Source organism: Pedobacter kyonggii, from assembly GCF_004310665.1.
GTDB classification, from domain to species: Bacteria; Bacteroidota; Bacteroidia; order Sphingobacteriales; family Sphingobacteriaceae; genus Pedobacter; species Pedobacter kyonggii.
In genome coordinates this window covers 135,871-162,244 of sequence record NZ_SIXF01000008.1, presented here as the reverse complement: position 1 = coordinate 162,244, position 26,374 = coordinate 135,871, and the positions used below count along the sequence as shown (strand labels likewise).

General features: G+C 37.8%; 23 protein-coding genes. 4 read left to right on the top strand and 19 right to left on the bottom strand.

Annotated features, from left to right (window positions below):
- Window positions 1-13: 13 nt before the first annotated feature.
- The 4 genes from EYS08_RS10920 to EYS08_RS10905 all read right to left on the bottom strand — a co-directional run bounded on the left by EYS08_RS10920 (window position 14) and on the right by EYS08_RS10905 (window position 5,040).
- Window positions 14-1,225: an ABC transporter substrate-binding protein gene (locus EYS08_RS10920; RefSeq protein WP_131030063.1), complete on the bottom strand. Its 1,212-nt coding sequence runs from the start codon at window positions 1,223-1,225 to the stop codon at window positions 14-16.
- A 114-nt stretch (window positions 1,226-1,339) separates the two neighbouring features.
- On the bottom strand, window positions 1,340-2,869 hold the full coding sequence (gene guaA / locus EYS08_RS10915) for a glutamine-hydrolyzing GMP synthase (protein ID WP_057932788.1): 1,530 nt from the start codon (window positions 2,867-2,869) through the stop codon (window positions 1,340-1,342).
- A 211-nt stretch (window positions 2,870-3,080) separates the two neighbouring features.
- Entirely contained in the window at window positions 3,081-3,539 is a 459-nt protein-coding gene (locus EYS08_RS10910; RefSeq protein WP_029274099.1) for a deoxycytidylate deaminase, read from the bottom strand.
- 64 nt (window positions 3,540-3,603) lie between these two features.
- Window positions 3,604-5,040 carry an MFS transporter gene (locus EYS08_RS10905; protein WP_131030062.1) on the bottom strand — a complete coding sequence of 479 codons (1,437 nt, stop codon included), beginning with the start codon at window positions 5,038-5,040 and terminating at the stop codon, window positions 3,604-3,606.
- Between the two features lie 143 nt (window positions 5,041-5,183).
- Here EYS08_RS10905 and EYS08_RS10900 point away from each other — a divergent pair, with 143 nt between their 5' ends.
- Complete coding sequence (locus tag EYS08_RS10900; RefSeq protein ID WP_131030061.1) at window positions 5,184-5,810, top strand: LysE family translocator; 627 nt, start codon at window positions 5,184-5,186, stop codon at window positions 5,808-5,810.
- Between the two features lie 650 nt (window positions 5,811-6,460).
- On the opposite strand, the gene EYS08_RS10895 is transcribed toward EYS08_RS10900, so the two are convergent.
- The 14 genes from EYS08_RS10895 to ubiE all read right to left on the bottom strand — a co-directional run bounded on the left by EYS08_RS10895 (window position 6,461) and on the right by ubiE (window position 20,816).
- Window positions 6,461-8,362, bottom strand: coding sequence for an amidophosphoribosyltransferase (locus tag EYS08_RS10895; RefSeq protein ID WP_057932784.1), 1,902 nt, complete (start codon window positions 8,360-8,362; stop codon window positions 6,461-6,463).
- Window positions 8,363-8,609: 247 nt separating this feature from the next.
- Complete coding sequence (gene murI, locus EYS08_RS10890) at window positions 8,610-9,428, bottom strand: glutamate racemase (protein ID WP_131030060.1); 819 nt, start codon at window positions 9,426-9,428, stop codon at window positions 8,610-8,612.
- A 357-nt stretch (window positions 9,429-9,785) separates the two neighbouring features.
- Window positions 9,786-10,364 carry an OmpH family outer membrane protein gene (locus EYS08_RS10885; protein ID WP_131030059.1) on the bottom strand — a complete coding sequence of 193 codons (579 nt, stop codon included), beginning with the start codon at window positions 10,362-10,364 and terminating at the stop codon, window positions 9,786-9,788.
- Window positions 10,365-10,426: 62 nt separating this feature from the next.
- Complete coding sequence (locus tag EYS08_RS10880; RefSeq protein WP_121283542.1) at window positions 10,427-10,957, bottom strand: OmpH family outer membrane protein; 531 nt, start codon at window positions 10,955-10,957, stop codon at window positions 10,427-10,429.
- 100 nt (window positions 10,958-11,057) lie between these two features.
- Window positions 11,058-13,601, bottom strand: coding sequence for an outer membrane protein assembly factor BamA (gene bamA, locus EYS08_RS10875; RefSeq protein ID WP_131030058.1), 2,544 nt, complete (start codon window positions 13,599-13,601; stop codon window positions 11,058-11,060).
- 149 nt (window positions 13,602-13,750) lie between these two features.
- Entirely contained in the window at window positions 13,751-14,491 is a 741-nt protein-coding gene (locus tag EYS08_RS10870) for an isoprenyl transferase (RefSeq protein ID WP_131030057.1), read from the bottom strand.
- Window positions 14,492-14,510: 19 nt separating this feature from the next.
- Entirely contained in the window at window positions 14,511-15,308 is a 798-nt protein-coding gene (gene porG / locus EYS08_RS10865) for a type IX secretion system protein PorG (protein ID WP_131030056.1), read from the bottom strand.
- A gap of 2 nt (window positions 15,309-15,310) precedes the next feature.
- Entirely contained in the window at window positions 15,311-16,192 is an 882-nt protein-coding gene (locus EYS08_RS10860) for an NAD kinase (protein WP_057932773.1), read from the bottom strand.
- Window positions 16,193-16,201: 9 nt separating this feature from the next.
- Window positions 16,202-16,864, bottom strand: coding sequence for a CBS domain-containing protein (locus EYS08_RS10855; RefSeq protein WP_131030055.1), 663 nt, complete (start codon window positions 16,862-16,864; stop codon window positions 16,202-16,204).
- Window positions 16,865-17,629, bottom strand: a complete 765-nt coding sequence (locus EYS08_RS10850; protein ID WP_057932771.1) for an alpha/beta fold hydrolase — start codon at window positions 17,627-17,629, stop codon at window positions 16,865-16,867.
- Window positions 17,630-17,812: 183 nt separating this feature from the next.
- Window positions 17,813-18,259 carry a GatB/YqeY domain-containing protein gene (locus EYS08_RS10845; protein WP_131030054.1) on the bottom strand — a complete coding sequence of 149 codons (447 nt, stop codon included), beginning with the start codon at window positions 18,257-18,259 and terminating at the stop codon, window positions 17,813-17,815.
- Between the two features lie 183 nt (window positions 18,260-18,442).
- On the bottom strand, window positions 18,443-19,201 hold the full coding sequence (locus EYS08_RS10840; RefSeq protein ID WP_131030053.1) for an SDR family oxidoreductase: 759 nt from the start codon (window positions 19,199-19,201) through the stop codon (window positions 18,443-18,445).
- A gap of 89 nt (window positions 19,202-19,290) precedes the next feature.
- Window positions 19,291-20,088, bottom strand: a complete 798-nt coding sequence (porT, locus tag EYS08_RS10835; protein WP_131030052.1) for a type IX secretion/gliding motility protein PorT/SprT — start codon at window positions 20,086-20,088, stop codon at window positions 19,291-19,293.
- Complete coding sequence (gene ubiE, locus EYS08_RS10830) at window positions 20,085-20,816, bottom strand: bifunctional demethylmenaquinone methyltransferase/2-methoxy-6-polyprenyl-1,4-benzoquinol methylase UbiE (protein WP_208745839.1); 732 nt, start codon at window positions 20,814-20,816, stop codon at window positions 20,085-20,087. The genes porT and ubiE overlap by 4 nt, the downstream gene beginning before the upstream one ends.
- A 165-nt stretch (window positions 20,817-20,981) precedes the next feature.
- On the opposite strand from ubiE, the gene yihA reads away from it, so the two are divergent.
- From yihA to EYS08_RS10815, 3 genes are all read left to right on the top strand, one after another.
- Window positions 20,982-21,605, top strand: a complete 624-nt coding sequence (gene yihA / locus EYS08_RS10825) for a ribosome biogenesis GTP-binding protein YihA/YsxC (RefSeq protein ID WP_131030051.1) — start codon at window positions 20,982-20,984, stop codon at window positions 21,603-21,605.
- A gap of 108 nt (window positions 21,606-21,713) precedes the next feature.
- A complete protein-coding gene (locus tag EYS08_RS10820; RefSeq protein ID WP_131030050.1) occupies window positions 21,714-22,571 on the top strand; it encodes a UbiA-like polyprenyltransferase in 858 nt (285 codons plus the stop codon).
- 93 nt (window positions 22,572-22,664) lie between these two features.
- On the top strand, window positions 22,665-24,368 hold the full coding sequence (locus tag EYS08_RS10815) for a M3 family oligoendopeptidase (protein WP_131030049.1): 1,704 nt from the start codon (window positions 22,665-22,667) through the stop codon (window positions 24,366-24,368).
- Window positions 24,369-24,925: 557 nt separating this feature from the next.
- Here EYS08_RS10815 and EYS08_RS10810 read toward each other — a convergent pair.
- Window positions 24,926-26,143 carry an MFS transporter gene (locus EYS08_RS10810; RefSeq protein ID WP_131030048.1) on the bottom strand — a complete coding sequence of 406 codons (1,218 nt, stop codon included), beginning with the start codon at window positions 26,141-26,143 and terminating at the stop codon, window positions 24,926-24,928.
- Window positions 26,144-26,374: the final 231 nt, after the last annotated feature.

Here is a 26,374-nt window from a genome sequence, read left to right as displayed (position 1 = left end):
AAAAATTATAGAATTACTCAACTAGGTTTAACGCAAAGTTTTTAAACTTCAGTAACATTAAACTGGTGTTAATATAGCCTAATTTTTCATCATGAATAAATGAAAAGTTATTATGGAGGCCTTTATATTTATCTTTTACCAGATAATCTCTATAATCTTCTCCGTAAGTGCTTAATAGTTTACCGAAGTAATAACCAACATCAAATCCCTTAAAGGCATATTCTCCAGGCTCAAATCCATACCTGTAGCGATATTTTTTAATAAAGGCAACAACTGCACTATTTTTGTAATCTATTTTATAAGACGAGCTGATAATGGTATTTAGATCCTGTAACTTATCGGTAGGATAGTTCTGTTTTACCCAATTAGGATGACCAAATAGATTAATACTATAAGCACCTGTGGGTAGATGCTTTAATTTATACAGTTTTTCTACTGTTGGCAATACAAAAACCCTGTCGGATGAGGTAAGCACCACGGCATATTCTTTGCCTTTGATCATTTTTGTTTCAAAAGCATAGGCCGAAGCATACTCCTGTACCACAAACTTGGTATTGGCTTGAAAATAGTTTCTTATTGGTGCTGCAAATTGTTCGTCTTCTGTTTTCCTGGTGTTAATCAGTACCACTATAGTATTGGCAGGATTATAATTTTTAGCAATGTATGTGGCTATCTTTTTTCCATGTAAACTAATATTATTTACAATGGATACCAGATTTGGATTATTAAATTCTGCAGGTTCAGAAGCAGCTAGGGGGGATACTATAATTGCATTATTTTCTTTGGCATAATTGGAGATAAACTTTAATCCATCTGGAAAAACGGGGCCGATAATTAAATTGCTTTGTTTAAAACGCTCATTTTTATATAAGACCGATATATGTGCATTATCATCCTGCGTATCGAAAACATTTAGTTTAAAATTTAAACCCTGAGCCGCCGCAGAATCTAATCCCAACTTAAAGCCCTGATAAAAATCGATAGGCATGGCATATTTCTCAATATCGGTCTTTGTAGCCGTTCTTAAGTTCAACTCATCCAGTTTAAAGGGAACAAGCAAGGAAACACTTGCCTGCGTAAACTTTTTGATAGGCTTTTTATCTATTGGTTTTTCTTTTTCAACTGGCTTACTCTTTTCGGGCTTGGGCGTCCTGATTTTAGGCGAACAAGCACCCAAAACCAACATAAACAAAACTGGCAACCAGTAAACCTTTTTATAAATCATACCTATTGTTTTTAACAAAATATGCTAGCAAAGTTTATTCCACCTTGCTAGCATAACATTTATTTTATGCAGTTTGAACTCCAAACTGAAAACTCACAACTCAAAACTAAACAACTATTCCCACTCGATAGTTGCAGGTGGCTTAGAGCTGATATCGTATACCACTCTATTGATCCCTTTAACTTTATTGATGATCTCGTTTGAGATTTTAGCCAATACTGGGTAAGGTAAATGGCACCAATCTGCAGTCATGCCATCAAGTGATTCGACCGCTCTTAATGCAATTACATTTTCGTAAGTACGCTCATCGCCCATCACTCCAACAGATCTTACAGGTAAGAAGATAGCGCCTGCCTGCCATACTTTATCGTAAAGGCCTGCTTCTTTTAAATTGTCGATATAAATTTTATCGGCATCTTGTAAAATGGCAACTTTTTCTGGAGTAACCTCTCCGATAATGCGGATACCTAAGCCTGGGCCCGGAAATGGGTGGCGGCCTAAAATAAACGATTCTAACCCTAAAGTAGTACCTACTCTTCTCACTTCATCTTTAAACAAAGTTTTAAGTGGTTCTACTACTTTAAGTTTCATAAAATCTGGCAAACCGCCCACATTATGGTGCGATTTAATGGTTGCTGATGGACCTTTAACTGAAACCGATTCAATAATATCAGGATAGATTGTACCTTGGGCCAACCACTTTACATCTTGAATAAGATGAGATTCTTCGTCGAAAACTTCGATAAATACACGGCCAATTATTTTACGTTTTGTTTCCGGATCTTCTACCCCGGCCAACTGGCCCAAGAATTTGTCTTTAGCATCAACGCCTTTAATATTTAAGCCAAAATCTTTATACTGCTCTAAAACACTTTCATATTCGTTTTTACGCAATAAACCATTATCAACAAATATACAGTGTAGGTTTGTACCGATGGCTTTATGCAAAAGTACCGCTGCAACACTACTGTCAACACCACCTGAAAGTGCCAAAACAACTTTATCGTTACCTACAGTAGCTTTAATATCGGCAATTGTGGTTTCAACAAAAGCAGCAGAAGTCCAGTCCTGGCTGCATCCGCAAATATCAACCAGGAAGTTTTCTAACAAGATTTTCCCATCAATACTGTGCGTTACTTCAGGGTGAAACTGGATGGCATAAGTATCTGAATCTTTAATATGGTAAGCTGCCACTTTTACGCTATCGGTGCTGGCAATCAGCTCAAAATTTGCTGGAATATCGGTAATGGTATCGCCATGGCTCATCCAAACCTGTGAACCGATGTTAATGCCTTTAAATAATTTATTCTCCTGGTTTACAAAATTCAGGTTAGCACGACCATATTCGCGTGTTGAAGATGGCTGAACTGCACCGCCAGAATGTTGGGCAATATATTGTGCACCATAACAAACAGCCAGTAAAGGAAATTTTAAATGGTATTTCGATAAATCAATCTGAGGTGCATCTTCCTGACGAACAGAGAATGGACTACCCGAAAAAATAACTCCTTTTACATCAGGCGTAACCTCAGGAAGATTGTTGTATGGATATATTTCACAGTAAATATTTAGTTCGCGAACCCTACGAGCGATGAGTTGTGTAAATTGCGAACCAAAATCGACGATAATGATTTTTTCTTGCATCCGCAAAGGTACCAATTAGATATGAGATTTGAGGCCGTAGATTTGAGATTTTTAGCTTAAAAAAGTCTGAAGTCGGCAGTCAGGAGTCCGAAGTCAGTTTGGAGTTGAGCATTTGGGGTTTGGAGTCGATTAACCGATTTAAACAATTAACCGATTAATCAATACAGACTTGCAGGTACTAATGACAAATAATTAATGAACCACTGAACCTTTATGACTCCATCAAAACCACCTCAACTCCAAATTTCCTCAAAAAGTCTACTCCTTCATCGCTGGGCAAACCTTTGTAAGCCGCATACGATTTAGAATAATAAACCAATTTAATTCCTGATGACAGAATCAACCTTGCGCAGGCAATACAGGGCGACAAGGTGGTGTATAAGGTACAACCTTCAATTTTCGAACCGTTTTTAGAAGCATACAGGATTGCATTCTCCTCAGCGTGTAAGGCTAAAGAACAACTCCCCTTACTATCACGCGCACAGCCATGCTCTGGCCATTCCTCGTCGCAATTGTGCGTACCAGCTGGTGGGCCATTGTAGCCGATAGAAATAATACGGGTATCTTTTGTTAACACTGCACCTACATGGGCACGCACGCAATGCGAACGGGCTGCCAGATCGGTGGCAAGGTTCATAAATATCGAATCGAAACTTGGTTTATCTGCCATTATAAAAATCAAAAAAGCCACAAAGAACTAAATCTCTGTGGCTGCAAAATTACTTTATTAAATATTAATGTCCGCCAGAAATTTTTTGATCAAAGTTTATTCCTTGTGATCTTAGTATTCCAGCCACTTTCCAGGCATAGAATGCCAAGTAAGCAAAACAGATAATCCCTACAATATAACTGTATTGAATACCTGTGAATTCTGATACAGCACCTTGTGCCCAGCTAATAATACCACCGCCCATGATCATCATAATTAAGAAGCTACTTCCCTGACTGGTGTGTTTACCTAAACCGCTTACTGCCAAGGTAAAAATACAAGGCCATAAAGTGCTACAGAATAAACCTACACTGGTAATGGCATAAACACTTACCATTCCTTTAGTAAACATTCCGATTAACAACGCAGTAATACCTATTGCCGAAAAGATTAGCAACATGCGGGCCGGGTTACCTTTACTTGCCATATCAGCAGCAATTAATACCAATATAATTAAACCATATACATAAAATGGAGCAAGATCATGTTTTGCAATGGCATTTACGGCTAAGAAAATACCAAAAGCTAAATATGGTGCAATAAAACGTAATATTTTTTGTGTGCTGATATTATCAGTAAAGGCTTCAACAGCACCTGTCCAACGTCCAATCATCATACTTGCCCAGTATAAAGAGATATAAGGCGCGATATCTTTTATGGCAAAGCCTAAGTCTTTCTCCATGTAAGCAGGTAGGTTACTTGCGGTAGAAACCTCAACACCTACGTAAACAAAAATGGCAATCATACCCAAAACCAACTGCGGATATTGCAAAGCAGATCCCTTAATCGATTTAGTATCCTCAACCACCGCTTCAACCAAGGCAGGTCTATCAGGCAATGATGACATTTTTAAGAAAACAGCAACGGCAATAAAAGCACCGCCTAAGATCAGGTAAGGAATTTTAACGCTTTCTATACTAATATTTGTAGTTGCATTTGCCGCAGAACCAAAAATAGCGAAACTTACAATAAGTGGTCCAATGGTTGTACCAAAGTTATTAATACCACCCGCAAGCGTTAAACGTTGCGAACCTGTTTTAATTGGCCCTAATGCAATAGCTAATGGATTCGCAACAGTCTGCTGTAAGGAGAAACCTAATGCTACAATAAATAAGCCTGAAAGCATTAAAGGAAATGAATGCAGGTTTGCTGCAGGATAAAACAATAAGGTTCCAAGTGCCGAAATAACCAGACCAAGCGCAAGCGAATTTTTATAACCCAGTTTGTTTACAATATCTTGTCCTATTATAACAGAAATACCGTTATAAATTAAAGCACCCACTGTATAAGCAATATAAAATGCCAATGAAACCAATTGACTTTCGGCTTGCGATAAATCAAAAGCTTTTTTAAATACCGGTATTAAAATGTCATTACTGGCGGCTACAAAGCCCCAGAAAAAGAATACCGTAACCAAAGGAATAAATTGCCCCCATTTGGTTTGTGTTTGTTCTGAACTCATTTTTTAAATCTAGTTTTAGTGGCTCTAAACATAAATAAAAAAAAATGAAAACCAGTAAATTTTATGCAACCTATGCAACAAAAATAAATGTTAAATGTTTAGGTATAAAGTTGCATATTCGCATATTATAAACAATACAATGCATGTTTGAAGCCATATTACTAGGTATAGGAGCAGGGATTATTTCGTCGTTTTTAACAGGGCCGGTATTTTTTGCAATGATCAAAACCAGCATAGAGAGGGGTTTCAAAGCTGGGTTTTCTTTAGCTGTTGGCGTAATTATTAGTGATGTGATCTTAATTGGCCTGGTTCTTTTTGGCAGTCAGTTTATCGATTATAAATCCGAATTTGATAAATACGTAGGCAGTATTGGCGGTGTATTTCTGTTGGCCGTAGGTATTTATTACCTCGTTTCCAAAATTACTGTTAATTACGATAGTACAACGCTTCAAAAAGTAAGCAAGCGGGGTTATGTGATAAAAGGATTTTTAATGTGCATCCTCACCCCCTCTACCTTAATGTTCTGGATTATTGTAAGCGGAATCATCTCGGTTAAACTGAATAACATGCTGAACGAAAAACTAGTCTGCTTTTTTATCGCCATGGCCACACAATTGGGTATAGATGGCGCAAAGAGCTTCTATTCGAGTAAACTCCGTTATAAAATAAAGGAAGATGCACTTAAAAAGCTAAATAAAATCGCAGGTGTAGTCATCATCTTTTTTGCCATTTGGCTCATCGTTAAAACGTACATTAAGTTTTACGTATAATAATTGCATTCCCAGCTTAGATGTACTTAGATGTCTTAGGTGGTCACATTTTTAGAAAAGCAGGTACAGTACAACTATTATTGTTAGTCCTGCCAATGCTGCAAGTCCTCGGCAAATGAAGAATTTGCCTCCGGGCTTTCCGCGAATGTCAGGTTTAGGTGGGAAAATGCAGTAGTATCAATGGAAGATGAAAACCTTTCCTCGCCGTGGTTCGTGTCCCCACGAACCGCTAAAATCATCAATTTCTCTTCTCCAATATTTCAGTAGTGACACTAAAACAGATCCTGAAATAAATCCGATAGTTATCGGATCAGGATGACGCCAGGAGAATTTAAAAGATATAAATCTCCTCAGATTATCTTCATTGCGAGAAGGCTTTTTCAGCCGACGAAGCAATCTTACAACGATCGCTACTAACCTATGTATTAAGATTATTCATTTTTGCAGTTGTTTTTAAAGGCATTCATGAGCTCACTTTCGTTCGGTTATCTTCGTTCCTCGCAATGACGATTTTTATATCGGAGTCTGTAAACGGTAGCGGAGTCGAATGGCTCTTCTCCAGTGTTCTCCCTAGCAAAAATGAGCAAAAAAATAGCCCATATAAAATATGGGCTATTTGTTATTCATTTCCCTTTAGGGGGTTTAGGGGTCTAATAAGCCCTTTGGTTATTTCCTTCTTTCCAGTTAACAAAAGCTTTATTAACCACCTTGTTTCCACCTGGGGTAGGATAATTTCCTGAGAAATACCAGTCACCTTTGTTTTTCGGACAAGCTTCGTGCAAGTTCTCTAAACTTTGATAAATTACTTCAACCTCAGCAACAGTACCTTTTGGCGTGATAATCTGTGCAATTTTAGCCGAAATTTCTTCTGGAGTAAACGGTTTATAAATTTCCTTAACGTGATTTACAATTTCCTCTTTTGGTAAAAGTAACGAAGCTTTACATTTCGTGTAAACATCTTCTATCACCTGCCACATGCCACGTTCCGTTAACAGTTGAATAGCCGCATCGAAAGCCACGAACTGCCCCATTCTGCTCATATCGATACCATAACAATCAGGATAACGGATCTGAGGTGCAGAAGAAACAATAATGATTTTCTTAGGGTGTAAACGATCTACAATTTTAATGATACTCTGCTTTAATGTAGTACCACGTACAATCGAATCATCCAATGCAACTAAAGTATCCTGGTGGTTATTGATAATACCATAGGTAGTATCGTAAACATGTGCCACCATTTCGCTACGGTCTGCGTCCTGAGTAATAAAAGTTCTCAGTTTTACATCCTTAACCGCAAGCTTTTCTACACGAGGGGCTAGAGATAACAGGTCTTCAAGCTGCTGATCGGTTAATGTTTCTTTTTTATGTAAAAGTATATCTTTCTGGTGCCTGCGTACATATTGCTGAACACCATCAACCATTCCAAAAAAGGCTACTTCTGCCGTGTTTGGAATAAATGAGAATACTGTATTTTTTAAATCGTAATTAACGGCTTGTAAGATTTTATCGCTTAATAAGCGACCAAGCTGTTTACGCTCGCGGTAAATTTCTACATCACTTCCTTTTGAGAAATAGATGCGCTCGAAAGAGCACGATAATCTTTCGGTAGGCTCGCGGAACTGCTCCATGCTTACCTCGCCGTTTTTCTTGATAATTAAAGCATGACCAGGGTCGATCTCTTTAACATCTTTAAACTGGATATTAAATGCGGTTTGTAAAGCAGGCCTTTCAGATGCCGCTACAACAATCTCGTCATCGTAATAGTAATACGCCGGACGGATACCTGCCGGATCGCGCATAATGAACGAATCGCCATTACCCACCATACCACAGATAGAATAACCTCCATCCCATGTTTTGGCCGAACGGCGAAGGATATTTGCAATATCTAAATTATCAGATATTTTGTGCGTAATCGCAACGTTATCATGCCCTTCTTTTTTATACTGATCGAAAAGCTCCTGGTTTTCATCATCTAAAAAGTGACCGATTTTTTCCAATACCGTTACAGTATCTGCTTTTTCTTTTGGATGCTGCCCCAACTCGTACAATTGTTCCAATAACTCATCAACATTCGTCATGTTGAAGTTACCTGCAATTACCAGGTTACGTGTCATCCAGTTGTTTTGCCTTAAAAAAGGGTGGCAATTTTCGATGCTGTTTTTACCATGCGTACCATAACGCAAATGGCCCATTAACACCTCGCCGATAAAGCTTACGTTGTTTTTGAGCCATTCCGTATCCTGCATTAATTCAGGCGTGTTTTCCTGGATATCGACAAATTTGTTCTGTACATATTCGAAGATATCTGCTACCGCATTAGATGCCATGCTCCGGTATCGGCTAATGTACCTACTGCCCGGTTTCATATCCAGTTTAATGGTTGCAATACCTGCGCCATCCTGGCCCCGGTTATGCTGTTTTTCCATTAAAAGGTATAATTTGTTAAGGCCGTAAAGTGCTGTACCGTACTTTTGCTGGTAGTAAGAAAGTGGTTTTAACAGGCGAATAAAAGCGATTCCGCATTCGTGTTTTATCTGATCACTCATTGTGTGGGTTTGAAGCCGCAAAGTTATCCTTTTAACTTGTTACAACCTAAAGAAAAATGTTTTCTTTTATTATGATGAGTTTAGGCTGACAGATGCGTTAAAATTGCTATAAATCTACTTCCACTTTATAACTACTCCTAATTAATTTAGACATTCTAAATTTGCTTAGTTAGTCTAAAATTGACAATTTCCAGTTAGCATTTTGCAATATAATATACAGTTAACCAATTTAAACAATTAACCGCCTTTACATTTTATTCGATTTCAAAGGCTCTCCAAAAAATATCGAGGCATGTTCATCAAAAGCCAAAGGATCACCACTGGTATAGAAATGTCTTTCGCCCTGTTTAGCTAGTTTCTGTTCGATTTCTGGATGTCTTTCTAAATAATCGATCAAACTGTTAGCAACGATTTCACCCTGCGTTAAAACGTTGATATGATCTGGGAATACTTTTTTCAGTCTGGGCATCAACAAAGGATAATGTGTACAAGCCAATAACACACAATCAATTTCATTTGACTGGCTCAATAACTGATCACAATATTCATTGATAAAAAAATCTGCTCCCGGTTGTAGGTGTTCGTTGTTTTCGATCAATGGCACCCACATCGGGCAACTTTGCTGATAAACTTTGATCTCGGGGAAAAACTTATTTATTTCTAAAAGATAAGATTGAGAATTAACCGTTCCTCTGGTTCCCATTACACCAACTTTTTTTGTGCTGGTATACGCGTCTATAACCTCTGCAGTTGGCCTGATTACGCCCAACACTCTCCTATCGGGATACTTAGCAGGAAGATCTATTTGCTGGATCGTTCTAAGCGCTTTTGCAGATGCTGTGTTGCAGGCCAGGATAACCAAATGGCATCCTTTAGCAAAAAGCCATTCAACGCACTCTAAAGTATATTTATAAATGGTCTCAAAAGAATGATCGCCATAGGGCGAACGGGCATTATCGCCTAAATAGATATAGTTGTACTCGGGTAATTTATCGGCAATAGAATGAAAAACAGTTAAACCACCGTAACCTGAATCGAAAATACCTATTGGAGATGTAAGCTGCATTGCGGTGGAAATTGGAATGTTAGAAAGTTGTAAAGTTAGTTGAAAATTGGAATGTTTTAGTGTTAGTTAGCATGTTGTAAAGTTAAAATGTTTAGCCCCCTTGAACAAAAACTTCCAACAAGAAAATCGTCATTTCGAGCGGAGTGTAACGTAGCCGAAAACCACGAAGTGCTCAGCGAAGCTAAATCTATCAAGTATAGATCTCTCCATTTCGCTGCGCTTCAGTCGAGATGACGACAGTCTAGATAAATCGGTGATTGGAAATCCTCAAAAACAAAAAGCGGAACTAAGTTAAACTTAATTCCGCCTTATATTTTGAATTGGTAAGGAGATGGACTCCGAACTCCCGACTCAGAACTACTTTTTAGGTGTAGCTGGTTTTGCAGCAGTTGCTGTAATACCCAATTTAGATTTAACTGCAGCAGTAATATCATCACCACCATCCCAGAAAACTAAATTGTTACCACCTTGTCCGTTTGCGATATCGAAAACGTAAGCTAAACCTTTTTCTTTAGCTACAGCAGAAATTGCAGTTGCAACTTTAGCCTGGATAGGTTGGAATAATTCACCTTGTTTAGTACCTATATCTTGTGAAGCTTTAGTACGCGCATCAGTAATGCGTTTTTCTAAATCCTGTAATTCTTGACCCGCAGCTTGTAACTCTTTACCCACTGTTTCTTTGTTAGCCTCACTCAAAGTTTTTTGCTTAGCTTCTGCTGCAGTCATTTTACTTTGATATTCTTTGATCATTGCATCAATATCAGCTTGCTTTTGTTTACCTAAGGTTTCTAAAGTGGTTTGAGCTGTTTTAGCCTCTGGTAAATTTGCAAATACCTCTTCAGAATTAATGTGACCCAATTTTTGTTGTGCACTTGCCATATTCGCTGTAAACAATAACCCTGCTGCTACAAAGAATACGTTAATTAACTTTCTCATCGTTCTATTTTACTTTTTTATTTTTTCTAATTGTTTTTCTTCAAAAATCAGGGGCGAATATACTAATTATTTACAGTCCCTGGTTTATAACCTAATTTTACAATTACATCATTACTAACATCGTAACTGCTACTTGCATAAATCATCATTGTTGCTTCACTGCTTTTGTCGAAAATGAAGTCTAAATATTTAGATTTTGCAATTTGTTTAATAGCCTCGGCAACTTTATCCTGGATAGGTTTAATTAATTTTACCCGACTTTGAAAAAGATCCCCATCTGGCCCAAACTTAGAACGTTGAAATTCCTTAGCCTGTTTTTCTTTTTCTATAATTTCGTTTTCACGGCGTTTGCGCATATCATCGGTTAACAAAACCTGATCAGCCTGATAAGCCTTGTACATTCTGTCGATTTCAGAAAAATTCTGATCTACTTGCTGCTGCCATTGTTTAGAGGCAACATCTAACTGACTCAATGCCGATTTATATTCTGGTAAATGTTTCAAAATATACTCCGTGTCTACATAAGCAAACTTCTGTGCAAAGGCACCGAAAGAAGTGCAAAGTAGGAATGCGATAAAAAGATACTTCTTCATTTTTGTGTGTGTTAATGATATAGTTAATAACCTAAGCTTTCTTTAAACTCCTATTGCAATGATTTATTGCATAATTAGTTAATTTTTTGTTCTTTATCAATTAAAATCCCCCTAATTGTTGTGCGATACTAAATGTAAAATTTTGCTTTCCTCCATCTGATAAGCCTGGAATCGTATCAAACGCATGTCCATAATCGATACCCAACAAACCAAATATTGGAAGGAAGATCCTTGCACCTACACCCACTGATCTTCTAACGTTAAAAGGATTAAAATCACCAAATCTGTTCCAGGTGTTACCAGCTTCTGCGAAGGCCAAAACGAAGGCTGTAGCTTGCTGACTCGCAATAACCGGATAACGTGCCTCTAATACATATTTAGTATAAATCGGGCTACCTGACTGTTGTGCTACAGCCGGATCGGATCCATTAGGGATAACAGCATTGTTTGCGTAACCACGCATCGCGATCAGCTCAGATCCCTGCAAGAAATCGAATCCCTGCATACCATCACCACCCAATTTAAAACGCTCAAATGCTGATTGGCCAACTGCTTTATTGTATTGACCCAAGAAACCAAACTGCGCTTGTGCTTTAATTACCAGATTTCCGGCTACACGTTGGTACCATTGTGAATCGAATTTCCATTTATGATATTCAGTAAAGCGATATTTCTCCCTATCAGATGCCGTTGCATAGTTTGTTTTATTTAACAATGAAAATGGTGGAGTTGCCTGAACAGTGAAACGTAAGAATGATCCAGATTTAGGGAAGATTGGCGAATCTCTTGAATCGCGGCTGATCTCCTGTGATAAGCTTATATTATAAGATGTACCAGTATTGAATAAATATCCTGAATAGTTATTTAAGATATACTGTTGTACACTAAAGGCATGGCTTAATTGAAAATAGTTATCTGGCCAATTTAATCTTCTGCCCAAACTAACGGTTACACCATTTAAACGTATTTTTTGAAACTGCGCATTATCAGAACTTAACCCATTAGATTGTAATGAGGTAAATGCACTCACACCAAAACTTACCGGTTTTTCGCCACCAAACCAAGGTTGTGAGAATGAGAAACTATACGATTGGTAATATTTACCGTTGGTTTGTCCACGCAAGCTTAATTTCTGCCCATCACCTTTTGGCAATGGTTTGTAAGCTTTTAAATTAAATAAGTTACGTAATGAGAAGTTGTTGAAAGTTAAGCCTAATGTACCAATGATACGGCCACCACCAAAACCTCCTGATAGCTCAATCTGATCTGAAGGTTTCTCTTCTACTGCATATTCAATATCTACAGTACCATCTGCCGGGTTAGGACGAGGTGTAGGTACAGTTTTAGACTCGTCGAAGTTACCCAATTGACCGATTTCGCGGATGGTACGGATTAGATCACTTTTGTTAAATTTCTGTCCTGGTTTAGTACGGATCTCACGTAAAACAACTTTATCGTTTGTGATGGTATTACCTTTTAACGTAATGCGGTTGTTGGTATACTGTGGTCCTTCGTACATGCGTAATTCCACATCAACGGTATCGCTATAAATTTTGGTCTGTACCGGATCGATATTAAAAGTTAAATATCCATTATCGGTATACATACTGTTAATATCGCCACCGTTTTCACCACCACCGTTTAATTTTTTATTTAATTTTTCCTCACTAAAAACATCACCTTTTTCGATAGTTAATACTTTTTGCAAAATACTATCTGGATAAATGGCATTGCCAGCCCAGGTAATATTACCGAAGTAATATTTTTTCCCTTCGTAAAGGTCCATCCTGATGTTAACCTTTTTCTTGTTGTATTGGTAAATGGTATCTTTTAATAATTCAGCATCACGATAACCTTTCTCGTGCATTTTGGCAATCATTTTTACCTTGTTCTCTTCGTATTTCTCTTTTGCGAATTTTCCAGAGCCCCAAAAGCGCCACCAGGCAAATTGTTTAGGGGTTTTAAGGTATTTTCTGAGTTTTGCTGATTTAAAATCTTTGTTTCCGGTAAAATCGATATGCTGTACTTTAACACGGTGACCTTTATCAATATTTGCTTCTAATACCACACTGTTTTCTGCATTCGGATCTTTACGCGTTTTGTAATCGATCTGGGTAAAGAAAAAGCCCTTATCCAATAAGTATTTTTTAACAATAGCCGAGGTAGTGTTATACAAGTTATCGTTTACGATTTTACCTGTTTTATCATTTAGCTTTTCTTGGATCGCTGTTTTTTCAGATTTACGGATACCTTTTAAATCGATAGAGCTTAAACGCGGGCGCTCCACTACTTCAATTTCAAAATAAACAGAATCCTGAACAAATTTTTCGATGTTAAGTTTAACATCATCAAACAAACCTTGTGCCCACAACGTTTTAATTGCATCAGAAGTTGCCTCGCCAGGAAGAACGATTTTATCGCCTTTAGTTAGTTTAGATAAGGTAATTAATACTTCTTTATCTAAATACTGTGTTCCGGTTACTGTGGTACCACCAATGATATATTCTTTTGGACTAAAATAATCGAGATCTAAGCCACCAACCTTTAAAGAAGGGGTTACCGGTGCCTGACCTTGTGGACGTATTTGAGCGAAGGCCGGAGCGGCTAAAACTAGTAGGATTAAAACTTGAAATATTCTTTTCATTAAAATTATTTGTTCAGTAATGGCCAAAAGGTAACGATATTTTATAAAGCAAAATCTCTTTATGTTGTTCCCTTATTATGGTTTCATTTATCGTATAAAAGTGGTGCTAAGTTAGTTTAAACGCTTGTTAAAAAGTGTTAAAAGAAAAATTAGTTTAATTGCTCACTAATTTTGCCAAAACGGCGTTCGCGTTTTTGATAGTCTACAATAGCCTCGAAAAGATCTTCACGTCTGAAATCCGGCCATAAAACATCAGTAAAATAAAACTCGGTATAAGCCATTTGCCAAAGCAGATAATTGCTAATACGGTGTTCGCCACTTGTCCTGATCATGAGTTCAGGATCTGGTATATTTACAGTTGTTAGTTTTGATGAAAACAGGTCTTCGTTAATATCATCCAAAGAAATGGTATTGTCTTTTACAGCTGCTACAATTTTTTTGGTAGCCTCCAAAATTTCCCACTTAGCGCTATAGCTTAACGCCAATGTTAATGTACATTTTTTGTTATGGGCAGTCTTTTCCATGGCTTCTTTTAAATCATCTATACATTCTTGAGGTAAAGATGCAATATTACCGATGGCATTTAGCTTAATATTGTTTTTATTAAGTGTTTCGGTTTCTTTGTTGATGGTCGAAATCAGAATCTGCATCAAAGCATCTACTTCTTCTTTGGGCCTGTTCCAGTTTTCTGTAGAAAAAGCATATAAAGTAAGGTACTCAATACCCACTTCAACACAACCTTCTACAATGTCTTTTACAGAGAGTACACCTTGTTCATGTCCGAAAACCCGCACTTTACCCTGGCCTTTTGCCCATCTTCCATTACCATCCATGATTACGGCAATGTGCTTTGGCAGGCGGTTATAGTCTATTTGTTCTTTAAATCCCATTAATTATGTCAAAATCAGCTTAAAAGGAATAGCATTTTGAGGATACAAAGGTAAAAGATATGCCAACACTAACAAATAGATAAGTGTCCCTTTTTCTAAAATCGCCTCTTTGGGTACCCGCTTGTCCGATTTGATAGCGTGAAGGATCGGATAAATTGACTTGATTTTGGACATTTCCAACGATTACGGGATTAATCGGATAGCGGCCGCTCACATCATCAATATAATCGGTAAGTGGTGTCCGGTAACCGAGTTCGGTAAAAACACTCCAGGTATTTTTGTAATTATACCTTAGCCCTAATCCATATGGAATGGTTAAAACAGCATTGTTGTAACCATTTTCCTGCCCTTCGGTTGCGAGTCGATCCAACCGGTATCTTTCACCATCAATTTTTACCGTAGGTTTAAAAACAACTAAACCAACACCAGTAAAAACATAGGGAGTAAATTGTCTGGTTCCACCACCTATATTGAAGTTAAAAAAATTAAAATCGATCAAACCGCTAAATTCGTTCAATGCTGTTTTAAAACGCAGGTTTCTTTCGCGGAACTGCTCATTACTGGAGCTGGCATCATCTGCCTTAACCTGCCCGTAAGTATAATTTAATCGAACGCCCAAATATTGGTTAAAGTTACGTTTTACATAAGCACCGCCGGAGAGCCCACTAATCTGCAATGGATTATTTTGATTGAGATCGCCCATGTAACCTGCTCCTCCAGCCATTAGTCCAACTTCCCATGTTCCTTCCTGCGCACGAAGAATTTGTCCGCTAAAGATAAAAAAGAAGAGAAATAACAGAGGTTTGGTTGGCGTCATACTTAGTAGTTACGGGTATCAATGCCCCATAATAATTTATTTCTTAACGTGTTTAAGTAGGTTTCATTGTTAAGGCGGATAAGATTTACGCAAAAATCTGCCTTTTTTATGCTAATTTTTACTGAACGTTCTACTGTGACCGTTCGGCTGTCACAAGAAACCAGAAATTTCGATTCGCGTGCTTCTACCTCAAAAGAGAGTTTATTATCATCTGGCACAACCACCGGCCTTACATTTAAGTTATGCGGTGCAATGGGTGTAATAACAAAATTTTCAGAATCGGGATAAATGATAGGGCCACCGCAGCTTAATGAGTAAGCGGTTGATCCTGTTGGGGTTGCAATAATCAATCCATCGGCCCAATAAGAATTAATAAACTCATTGTTCATTGAGGCATGGATAATCATCATGGCAGAATTATCGCGACGGTGAATGGTAATATCATTCAGTGCAAAATTCTCTTCTCCAAACAGGCCATTATCCGATTCTAAAGTTAAAAGAGAACGGGAATCTAAGGTATATTCTCCGTTAATTAAGGCTTTTAATGCCGATCCTATTTCATTTTTGTTGATACTGGCCAGAAAACCCAACCGACCAAAATTGATACCGATTACCGGTATGCCCGAATTGCGGATTAACGATAAGGTATCGAGTAATGTACCATCTCCTCCTAAGCTCAACAATACATCGGCAAGTTCTTTTAGTTCGCTATGGTTATGAAAAATAACCGTATTGGCAGGCAACTTAATTTTGCCATGAAGGGATGTTTTAAATTTTGAATATAAAACCGGCTGGATATGATGCTCGGCTAAATGATTAAAAACCTCTTGAACGTAGGGCAAAACCGTATCATTAAAATCTCTCCCGTAAATTGCAATCCTCATAAAGTAGGTTTATACATTTAAATAGTTCATGAAAGAATCGTAACGCTCCTGCGACCCATCATCAATCTGTGTGTTATTGTATACCTCTTTAACCAGATAATCATATCTTTCGAAAGAAGCTACCAATGAAGTAATTTCTGTTTTGTTTACTTTGAGCGTTACTTCTAAACGTGTAGAATTTTCGAAAGAATTCACGTAAGAAGAGAGCACCTGTGCATTATCGGCTTCAACAATCTGTGCAATATGTGCCAGAGAATTATCGCGGTTACTGATCTCCAAAACGATAATTCCTCCAGGTTCATTTACCGCATACTGCTCGGCCACGGCATTTACCATGTTATTGATCGAAATTAAACCCAGGTAATTTTTCTGTTGATCCAAAACCGGAACAGCTGTTAATTTTAATTGACTCAACAACCTGATTACATCATAAGTATGTACGTTACTTAACACGAAAACATTAAGTATGTTTACCGCACTATCGCTTAAAAGTGTATCGTGATTATCAATATTTAGTAAATCATCTTCAGCAACCAAACCCAATAAAGTTACCTCGTTAACAACTGGCAAATGCTTTAGTTTAAAATCGTTCATACGATCTAAAGCTTTCTGCACCGTGTCATCGGCTCTTAATGATGGTATTGCATCTGATATGATTTCTGCTGCAAACATTTATTTTAACAATATTCTATCTAAAAATTTCTCTAAAAATGCATTAAATATTTCAGGATGTTCCATCATAGGCGCATGCCCACACTTATCAACCCAGTTTAATTCCGAATTCGGCAACAACTCATGAAATTCTTCTGCCACTTCTGGTGGCGTAACCTTATCATTTTTACCCCATATTAAAGAAACGGGTATGGTAATTTTCGACAGTTCTTTAGCCATGTTGTGGCGTATTGCCGATTTTGCCATGGTTAAAATCCTAATGACCCTCGATCTATCGTTAACCGTTTTAAAAACGTCATCAACCAGTTCTTTGGTTGCAGTTGCAGGATCGTAAAAAGTAAACTCTACTTTTTCCTTAATGTAATCGTAGCTCTCTCTACGCGGGAAAGATCCTCCAAAAGCATTTTCGTATAAACCAGAGCTACCTGTTAATACCAAGGCTTTAACAAACTCCTGGTGGGCAACCGTAAATACCAACCCTACATGGCCACCAAGCGAATTACCAACAAGCACTACCTGGTTTAAATTTTTATATTTTAAAAAGCGATGAAGATATCTCGACAGTGCTTTTACGCCCAATGTTAAAATGGGCAAATCATAAATCGGTAAAATTGGAATAATTACACGATAGCGATCTTTAAACTGTTCTATAACCAGTTCCCAATTGCTTAATTCGCCCATTAGGCCATGTAGCAATACCAGTGTTTCGCCTGTTCCAGCTTCGATGTATTTAAATCCGTCTTCTTCTATTATCGGGTAGGTCATATATATTCTAGATGGTATTGTGCTACTAAGTTAGTAGAGTAAAATTAAATTTATGCATTTCTATGCCATTTTTCTGAAATAAAATCGACAACGGTATAAAAACGCCATTTGTAAAGCGGTAAGCGACTAGCAACTAGCGATAAATGCGCTTTAAGCTTTAGTCTTTCTGCTTTTAGCTTTAAATTAAGCTAGTTTTTCTTTAACAATCTCAGCAATTAATTTACCATCAGCTTTACCTGCAAGTTCCTTATTCGCCATGCCCATTACCTTCCCCATATCCTTAACCGATGTAGCACCAGATTGTTTGATTACAGTCTCGATAATTGCAGCAACCTCTGCCCTATCTAATTGTTTTGGCAAAAATTGACTGATTACTTCAATTTCTTCTTCTTCTACCTGATACAAATCTTCGCGATTTTGTTGTTTGTAAATATCAGCAGATTCGCGGCGTTGTTTAATCAGTTTCTGAAGAATTTTAAGTTCAGTTTCTTCCGTAATTTCTTCTGAAGATCCTTTCTCTGTTTTAGCTAAAAGTAAAGCCGCCTTTATTGCTCTTAAACCTCTTAACTGTGCATTGTTTTTAGCCAACATGGCTTTTTTTATTTCCTGATCTATTGTGTTTGATATCATTTTCTTGACTAATTGTTTTAATCGGTTAATTCTGATAAGGTTAATCGGTTAACTGTTTAAATCGGTTAATTGTTCTGGCTGATGGTCCATGGTTAATGGTTTATAGCTCATATCCTTCCTCTCTTAATTGTTTAAATGCCATTGCTGTTCACAACAGTTAACCAGTTTAAACAATTTAAACAGTTAACCTCTATTTATAATTGTTGCTGTAGCCTGTGCGGTAGGCATAATCAGCATGTCGTTAATGTTAACATGTTTTGGCCTGCTTACTACATACCAAATGGCATCCGCAATATCGTCGGCAATTAGTGGCTCCAGGTTTTCATATACTTTTTTCGCCCGGTCTTCATCACCTTTAAAGCGCACCACCGAAAATTCGGTTTCTACCATGCCCGGATTAATTTCGGTAACTTTTATGCCATGGGGCAATAAATCGATACGCATCCCTTTACTCAAAGCATCAACTGCATGTTTGCTGGCACAATATACGTTTCCATTTGGATAAACTTCTTTTCCGGCAATAGAGCCAATGTTAATAATATGGCCTGATTGGTTTGGTATCATCCAGTTGGAAACAATTTTGGTTACATAAAGCAAACCCTTTACATTCGTATCAATCATGGTGTCCCAATCGTTGGTATCGCCTTTATCAATCGGATCTAAACCCTGGCTTAAGCCCGCATTGTTAATCAAAACATCAACCTTTTTCCATTCTGCTGGCAAAACTTCTAAAGCAGCGGTAAGACTTTCTTTATCGCGCACATCAGCAAAAACCTGTTTGATGGTAATAGCATACTTGTCTTCTAAATGATGGGCAATTTTTGCCAACCGATCTTCCCTGCGGGCCAATAATACCAGATGGTAACCCTGTTGGGCGAATGTATGTGCACAAGCTTCGCCAATACCAGAAGTTGCGCCTGTAATTAATGCGATTTTAGACATTTTTATGAATTTTAAGCCTCGGTAATTCTTTAAGATGGCATCTTTGATTTACCGACAACAACAAAGGTAAGTTTTTTTGGATTGCAGGACTATTGAAAAATCAAACTGAATGTTAATTGACGTAATTTCAACTTATCTATCGGATTGGCATAAACCGTATTGTCGTGCTGAAGCAAATCGTTGGTCGAGTACGAGAGTTTTATTTCGGGCGACATTTTAAAATACTCGAAATAAATATCGAAACCAATACCTGTTTCGTACGACAGGTAATTTCTTTGGTTTTTTAAAAACTTATTTACCGGTGTTTCGCCTTCATCGAAGGTTTTCTTTTTCGAAGCTATATCTATCGAATATTTAGCGCCGCCTAACCAATATACCCTAAAATTGTTCATCCGGTTCGACTTCACCTTTAGGCCTAATGGAAACTCGAACATGGTAGCCTGAACTTTTCTCTCAACCACGGTTTGAAAGTTTTTCGTTTGCCCATTCCCCACGTTGATCGGCGCCATCGGTTCATACTCATAAGTTACTATCCTATCGCTAAAAATAATGGAGGGCGTTGCCCTGATATCGAAGTTATCAGAGATCATTCTGTTCATTACAAACCCCAAACCAAAACCTTGCGATGGCGGGCTTGAAATAGAATTTAATGTTGAGGTAACCGGAATGCCCGAATTTGGATCGTAAGAAGGATCCAGGGAATTTGGCACCTCATAAAAGGGCGATCGCCAATTTTGTTTTTTAAGAATTTTGTATTCGGCTGAGATATACTGGAAATTAAAACCAAAACTCCAATCTTCATCATCTATTCCACCACCCCAATTTTGAGCAAAGGCGGTTATAGAAATAATAAAAAGTGAAAGAATGAGGCTTAATTTTCTGATCATTTGGTTCCTACATATATCGAACTAATTCCAAACGTTAAAATTCTTTGTTTGGTACTTTTAAAGCCAACTTTTTCCATCAGGTTGGTAAAATCTTCTCCGTCAGGAAAAGCTGCTACCGATTCTGGCAAATAGGTATAGGCTCTGTGGTCTTTAGAAAATAGTTTTCCAAAGAAAGGCGTTACCTGTTTAAAATAAAAACTATACAATTGTTTTACCGGAAAAACCTTTGGTTTCGAAAATTCCAATATCACCATTTTCCCATTAGGCTTTAATACCCTGTACATATCGGTTAATCCTTTTTCGAGGTTTTCGAAATTACGCACCCCATAAGCGCAGGTAATCGCATCAAAAGTATCATTTTCGAAATGCAGACCTTCAGAATCGCCTACCTGAACGGCAAAAACTTCGTTTAAACTACGTTCGTTAATTTTCTTCTTGGCTACTTCTAACATTCCTTCAGAAATATCAACGCCAATTACCTTTTCGGGATGAAGCTTTTTAATGGCTTCAAAGGCAAAATCGCCAGTTCCCGTAGCTACATCGAGCAAGGTTCTCGGGTGGATGGAAACCAGTTCTTTAATGGCTTTCTTACGCCATAATACATCAATCCCTAAAGAAAGAAAATGGTTTAAAAAATCGTAAGTACCCGAAATGTTGTTAAACATGGTTGCAACCTGCTCCTTTTTAGTTGCATCTTCTACTTGGTATGGGGTGATATTCTGATTCATGATATGGGGCAAAGATAGAGAAAAGTCGGGAGTCTTTAGTCCGGAGTCCGAAGTCTTTGGTGCAAAGTATTCAGTGTAGTGTCAAAAATCATATTTAAAAAATTATCAATTTGTACTTCGGACTTCCGACTTCGGACTTCGGACTCAAAACCCTACCTTTGCACTATGATTATCAAAATGGCAACATTTGTTTGCAGCAACACCCAGATTTCGGCACTACCGGCACCAACTATGCCCGAATATGCATTTATTGGCCGCTCTAACGTGGGTAAATCTTCATTAATCAATATGTTGGTTAATCAACATGGATTAGCCAAAACCTCTCAACGCCCTGGAAAAACACAGTTAATTAATCACTTTTTGATTAACGAAGCCTGGTACATTGTCGATTTACCCGGGTATGGCTATGCCAAGGTTTCTAAAACCAGCAGAGAGAAATGGGAGAAATTTATCCGTGCCTATATAACCAAAAGGGAAAGTTTACAATGTGTTTTTGTTTTGATAGACAGCCGTTTAGAGCCTCAGGGAATTGATATAGAATTTTGCTATTGGTTAGGTGAAAAACAGATACCGTTTTCGTTAATTTTTACCAAAGCCGATAAACAGGGCATGACCACCACCCAGAAAAACGTAGCTGCCTTTAAGAAAAAACTAGGTGAGTTTTTTGAAGAGATTCCTGCCACCTTTATTTCCTCTGCCGAAAAAGGAACCGGAAAAGATGAAGTGCTGAATTTCATTTATGAGGTAAATAAAGATTTTGTTGTGCCAACAGATTATAAGAGGTTTTAACAGTTTTCAGTCCACAGTGCGCAATTTTCAGTTTAACAATAAAAAATCTGTGAAATCAAATAATCTGTGAAATCATCCCCAACGGGAAATTAATCAGTTCTAAAAAAAATGAAAAAATACTTTTCACTCGTATTATTCGCCCACTCTGTTTTTGCGTTACCGTTTGCCATGATCGGTTTCTTTTTGGGCGTAACCACAACAGAAAATCCATTTTCCTGGTATAAACTGATTTTAGTTTTGCTTTGTATGGTTTTTGCCAGAAACTCGGCCATGGCTTTTAACCGGTATCTGGACAGAAATATTGATGCAAAAAATCCACGCACCAAAATGCGTGATATTCCTGCAGGTAAAGTTTCGGCAAACGAAGCGCTGATTTTCGTAATCGCCAATTGTGTACTTTTCGCCATTACCACTTACTTTATTAATCCGCTTTGTTTCTATCTGTCGCCAGTAGCTTTGTTTGTAGTTTTGTTTTATAGTTATACCAAAAGATTTACGGCGCTTTGCCATTTGGTATTGGGCTTAGGCCTGGCGCTTGCTCCTATCGGCGCTTACATCGCCGTAACAGGACATTTTGCCTTGGTCCCTGTGCTGTACTCCTTAACGGTGTTGTTTTGGGTGAGCGGATTTGATATTATATATGCCTTACAGGACGAAGAGTTTGACCGGAAAGAAAAATTACACTCCATCCCATCGGCACTTGGCATTAAAAATGCTTTGAATGTTTCGGTGATGTTGCATATACTCTCTGCTACCTGTGTTATTTTGCCTGTGTTTTTTACATCCTTTAGCTGGGTTTATTACGTAGGTATTGTGTTTTTCTGTTCGATGTTGATTTATCAGCACTTATTGGTAAAACCAAACGATATCAGCAAAGTAAACAGGGCGTTTCAAACCTTAAATGGTTATGCATCGGTAGTATTTGCGATATGCTTTTTAATAGATGCGTATTTGAGACATAAATAAATGAGTGAATGATTGAATTTTGAATGAGAGAATATAACATTGCGCTAAACCATTCACTCCTTCAATCATTCTCTAATTCAATAATTAACTATTATGATAACTAAGAAACCTAGAACATATATTCCACAGGAACTAAACATTACCTGGGAAAATTTAGAGCCCCTTTTTACCGAACTGCAAAACCGCGAAATAACCGGCACCGCTGAGTTAGAACACTGGTTAAAAGACCGTTCGGAACTTGAAGCAGCTTTAGAAGAAGATTTTGCCTGGAGATATATTAAAATGAGCTGCGATACCGCAAATGAAGAATTGGTTAAAAATTTCCAATATTTTGCAACTGAAATAGAGCCGAAGATTTCTCCATTAGCCAACGAATTGAACAAAAAGTTTGTCGAAAGTCCTTTTATGGATAACCTGGACAAAGAAAAATATTTCGTTTACAGCCGTGCGATAAAAAAAGCATTAGAGCTTTACCGCGATGAAAATATTGAGCTGTTTACCGAATTACAGGTGAAACAACAAAAATACCAGGGCATTACAGGCGCCATGAGTGTTGAGCTAAATGGCCAGGAATATACTTTGGAACAAGCCTCGATCTTTATCAAAGATTTAAACCGCGAGGTACGCGAAAATGCGTGGAAAACGATTCAACAACGCCGCTTGGTTGATAAAGATAATTTAAACGTCTTATTTGATGAGCTAATTAAACTGCGCAATCAGGTTGCTTTGAATGCTGGTTTTGAGAACTACCGTGATTATATGTTCCAGGCTTTGGGCCGTTTCGATTATACCCCACAAGACTGTTACGATTTTGCCAACGCCATTGAAAAAGAAATAGTACCGATTTTAAAAGAGCAGGCCGAAAAACGCCGAGAAGCTTTAGGACTAGAAGTATTAAAGCCTTGGGATTTAGAAGTAAGCATTAGTGGCAAACCAGCTTTGAAACCTTTTAACAACGGCGAAGAACTGATTGATAAAAGTATTGCCTGCTTTAATGCCATTGATGAAAAGTTAGGCTCAAAATTGGCAACTATGAAAGCCAATAACCTTTTTGACGTAGAGAGCAGAAAGGGTAAAGCGCCAGGTGGTTACAATTACCCATTGGCCGAAACCGGAGCCCCGTTTATCTTCATGAATTCGGCAAATTCCTTGCGCGATTTAACCACAATGGTTCATGAAGGTGGTCATGCAATTCATACTTTTTTAACTGCAAATTTAGAGCTAAACGATTTTAAACATTGCCCTTCTGAAGTTGCTGAACTCGCATCGATGAGTATGGAACTCATCTCTATGGATAACTGGGATGTTTATTTCGACAATGAAGAAGATTTAAACCGTGCCAAAAAAGAACAGCTGGCTGATGTTTTGAAAACTTTGCCTTGGGTAGCTGTTATTGATCAGTTTCAACACTGGATTTACACCAACCCTAATCATACGGCAGCTGATCGTGAAGAAACCTTTAAGCAGATTTTTAACCGTTTTGGCGCTGGCTTTGCCGATTGGACGGATTTAGAACAACAATTTGGAAATGGCTGGCAGAAACAACTGCATTTATTCGAAGTTCCGTTTTACTATATTGAATATGCAATTGCCCAGTTAGGTGCCATTGCCGTTTGGAAAAACTATAAAGAAAATCCTAAGAAAGCTTTAGAACAATATTTGGCTGCACTTGCTTTGGGTTACACAAAACCAATGAACGAAATATATGAGACCGCAGGAATTAAATTTGATTTCAGCGCAGAATATGTAAAAGAACTGGCAAGTTTTGTAAAAACGGAACTGGAGAAACTGGGATAAGGCAGAAGGTTTTGAGGCGGAAGGTAGAAAGCTTTCCCCTCAACAATAGTAATATAATATAATGAGGGTCGTGGTATTTGCCACGACTTTTTTGTTTTTATGAACCACAGATAAAAAGGATGAGCACAGATTAATACGATTTTTGGTCTTAGCGTCTCGCTAAGACCGAAGTTTAATTCTTTTTTTACCGGCATGGGCGTTGCAAAGGTGCTTTGACTCCGTTCAGCGTGATAACCCAAGGGAGAATTGTCAATTGACCTTAGCATCTCACTAAGCATTTTTTGCCACGGAAACACAGCTGCCACGGAAACTAAATAAGCATATACAGCTGCTACCTACCTCACATTTTTTCGGTGATCAAAACCATTGTTTTATCGGCTGTACCCAAAGAATAGACCTGATGGAAGTGAAAATCCCTTTTGGGTATTGGATGAATTATTCTTATTAAAATTTCCCCAAAAGGATTGTAACAAACAGCAGGACAGAACCCTGACTATGAAATACAGACGCTGCTCTTCAAAAAAAAACTTTGTTTCTATTACTGTGACAGTACCTACCTAGACCTCATCTTTCTTTCTAATCTTAAGGATAACAAACATCACCAAAACCGAGATTAAGATCATGATCAGATAGCTATAACTTAGGTTCCGTTCATCCTTAGCAGGGATCAGATTTACGATACCGTAACTCAAAAAAGAAACAATAACATAGGTAATCCCTCCTGTTAAGCCACCTGCAATTCCTGCATTTTTGGGGAATTTGCTTAGACAGAAAGTAAAGTAATTATTAAAGGTGAAGCCTGCTCCTACATGGATTAAAAAAGCAAAGAAAATTAGCGACCAGAGGTTAGAAACAAAATTTAAACTTACAATCATCAGGACTACAAATGCTACCTGAAACAGCGAGTTGATCATTAATCGTTTAAAGAAGGGCCTGTTAATGGTGGCCTTGCCGATAAAGCCTCCTACCATCCAGGCGAAACCTAAAAACAGGGAACTATAACCTGCAATAACCGGAGAAAATTTAAAATGGTGCTCAATAATAAACGGACCAGTCATATTGTAAACCATCACCATACAATAAGCTAAACCCAACATCACAATACCTAAGGTAAAGCTTGTTGTTTTAATCATTTTGATATAAATACCTGTTATCTTTTTCAGTTGAAAATCGGTAAAATGTTTTAATGTTTCGCCACTGAACAACAACTCCAATACTGCAAAAACAAGCGCAAAACCAGCCAAGAAATAGAAATTAGATTCCCAACCAAATACTGCTTGCAGATAACCACCAATAAAAGGTGCTACAATTGGTCCGGTAGACCAGATGATCGAGAACAAACTTAAGTAATGTTTTAGCTGATCGCCTTCGAAGAGATCGACAAAGTAAGCTCGTTTGGCCACTACAATTGCGCCTACAGTAAGACCATGGATAATACGCATTAAATAAATAAGGTAAATGTTATGGGTAGTTGCAATGATGATACTTGCTGCAGCGAAAATTAATAATGCGTATAAACAGATTTTATACCTTCCAAAACTATCGAGCACACTACCGATAAAAAGTTGTGCAACTCCATAACTAATTAGAAAAATGCTAAGTGTAAGTTGAACCTGAACATTGCTCACCTGCATTTCGCCAGCCATGGTAGGTAATGAGGGGATATAAATATCGGTAGCAAAACCCGATAATGGAATTAAGGCAAAGGCCAGTAAAGTAGCCAAACCCTGGTGACGCTCTTTAATGTATTTTATTTGTGTTATATCTGCGTTCATAATGATACTGTAATGGTATATAAATATTCCAATCAAACAAGACACGTATTCTTTGATGCGCCTTGCTGATTATTGACGACAAAATTAACTGTTTCACTTATCCTAGAATTATGCGAATCAAACAAAGCATTATTCAACCCAAATAATTGCAAATTTTGACTTTAATCTAATAATTGTGATTCTTTCGATGGCATTTTGCCACATTAGCCTGGTGTATTGAAAATTATATCC

Coding starts and splice junctions, on each gene's coding strand:
- EYS08_RS10860 (WP_057932773.1), bottom strand. CDS start 16,192: ATGAGGATTGCAATTTACGGGAGAGATTTTAATGATACGGTTTTGCCC.
- porT (WP_131030052.1), bottom strand. CDS start 20,088: ATGATCAGAAAATTAAGCCTCATTCTTTCACTTTTTATTATTTCTATA.
- EYS08_RS10880 (WP_121283542.1), bottom strand. CDS start 10,957: ATGAAGAAGTATCTTTTTATCGCATTCCTACTTTGCACTTCTTTCGGT.
- bamA (WP_131030058.1), bottom strand. CDS start 13,601: ATGAAAAGAATATTTCAAGTTTTAATCCTACTAGTTTTAGCCGCTCCG.
- yihA (WP_131030051.1), top strand. CDS start 20,982: ATGATTATCAAAATGGCAACATTTGTTTGCAGCAACACCCAGATTTCG.
- EYS08_RS10910 (WP_029274099.1), bottom strand. CDS start 3,539: ATGGCAGATAAACCAAGTTTCGATTCGATATTTATGAACCTTGCCACC.
- ubiE (WP_208745839.1), bottom strand. CDS start 20,816: ATGAATCAGAATATCACCCCATACCAAGTAGAAGATGCAACTAAAAAG.
- EYS08_RS10900 (WP_131030061.1), top strand. CDS start 5,184: ATGTTTGAAGCCATATTACTAGGTATAGGAGCAGGGATTATTTCGTCG.
- EYS08_RS10845 (WP_131030054.1), bottom strand. CDS start 18,259: ATGATATCAAACACAATAGATCAGGAAATAAAAAAAGCCATGTTGGCT.
- EYS08_RS10810 (WP_131030048.1), bottom strand. CDS start 26,143: ATGAACGCAGATATAACACAAATAAAATACATTAAAGAGCGTCACCAG.
- EYS08_RS10840 (WP_131030053.1), bottom strand. CDS start 19,201: ATGTCTAAAATCGCATTAATTACAGGCGCAACTTCTGGTATTGGCGAA.
- EYS08_RS10855 (WP_131030055.1), bottom strand. CDS start 16,864: ATGTTTGCAGCAGAAATCATATCAGATGCAATACCATCATTAAGAGCC.
- EYS08_RS10905 (WP_131030062.1), bottom strand. CDS start 5,040: ATGAGTTCAGAACAAACACAAACCAAATGGGGGCAATTTATTCCTTTG.
- EYS08_RS10920 (WP_131030063.1), bottom strand. CDS start 1,225: ATGATTTATAAAAAGGTTTACTGGTTGCCAGTTTTGTTTATGTTGGTT.
- EYS08_RS10885 (WP_131030059.1), bottom strand. CDS start 10,364: ATGAGAAAGTTAATTAACGTATTCTTTGTAGCAGCAGGGTTATTGTTT.
- guaA (WP_057932788.1), bottom strand. CDS start 2,869: ATGCAAGAAAAAATCATTATCGTCGATTTTGGTTCGCAATTTACACAA.
- porG (WP_131030056.1), bottom strand. CDS start 15,308: ATGACGCCAACCAAACCTCTGTTATTTCTCTTCTTTTTTATCTTTAGC.
- EYS08_RS10815 (WP_131030049.1), top strand. CDS start 22,665: ATGATAACTAAGAAACCTAGAACATATATTCCACAGGAACTAAACATT.
- EYS08_RS10870 (WP_131030057.1), bottom strand. CDS start 14,491: ATGGGATTTAAAGAACAAATAGACTATAACCGCCTGCCAAAGCACATT.
- EYS08_RS10895 (WP_057932784.1), bottom strand. CDS start 8,362: ATGAGTGATCAGATAAAACACGAATGCGGAATCGCTTTTATTCGCCTG.
- EYS08_RS10820 (WP_131030050.1), top strand. CDS start 21,714: ATGAAAAAATACTTTTCACTCGTATTATTCGCCCACTCTGTTTTTGCG.
- murI (WP_131030060.1), bottom strand. CDS start 9,428: ATGCAGCTTACATCTCCAATAGGTATTTTCGATTCAGGTTACGGTGGT.
- EYS08_RS10850 (WP_057932771.1), bottom strand. CDS start 17,629: ATGACCTACCCGATAATAGAAGAAGACGGATTTAAATACATCGAAGCT.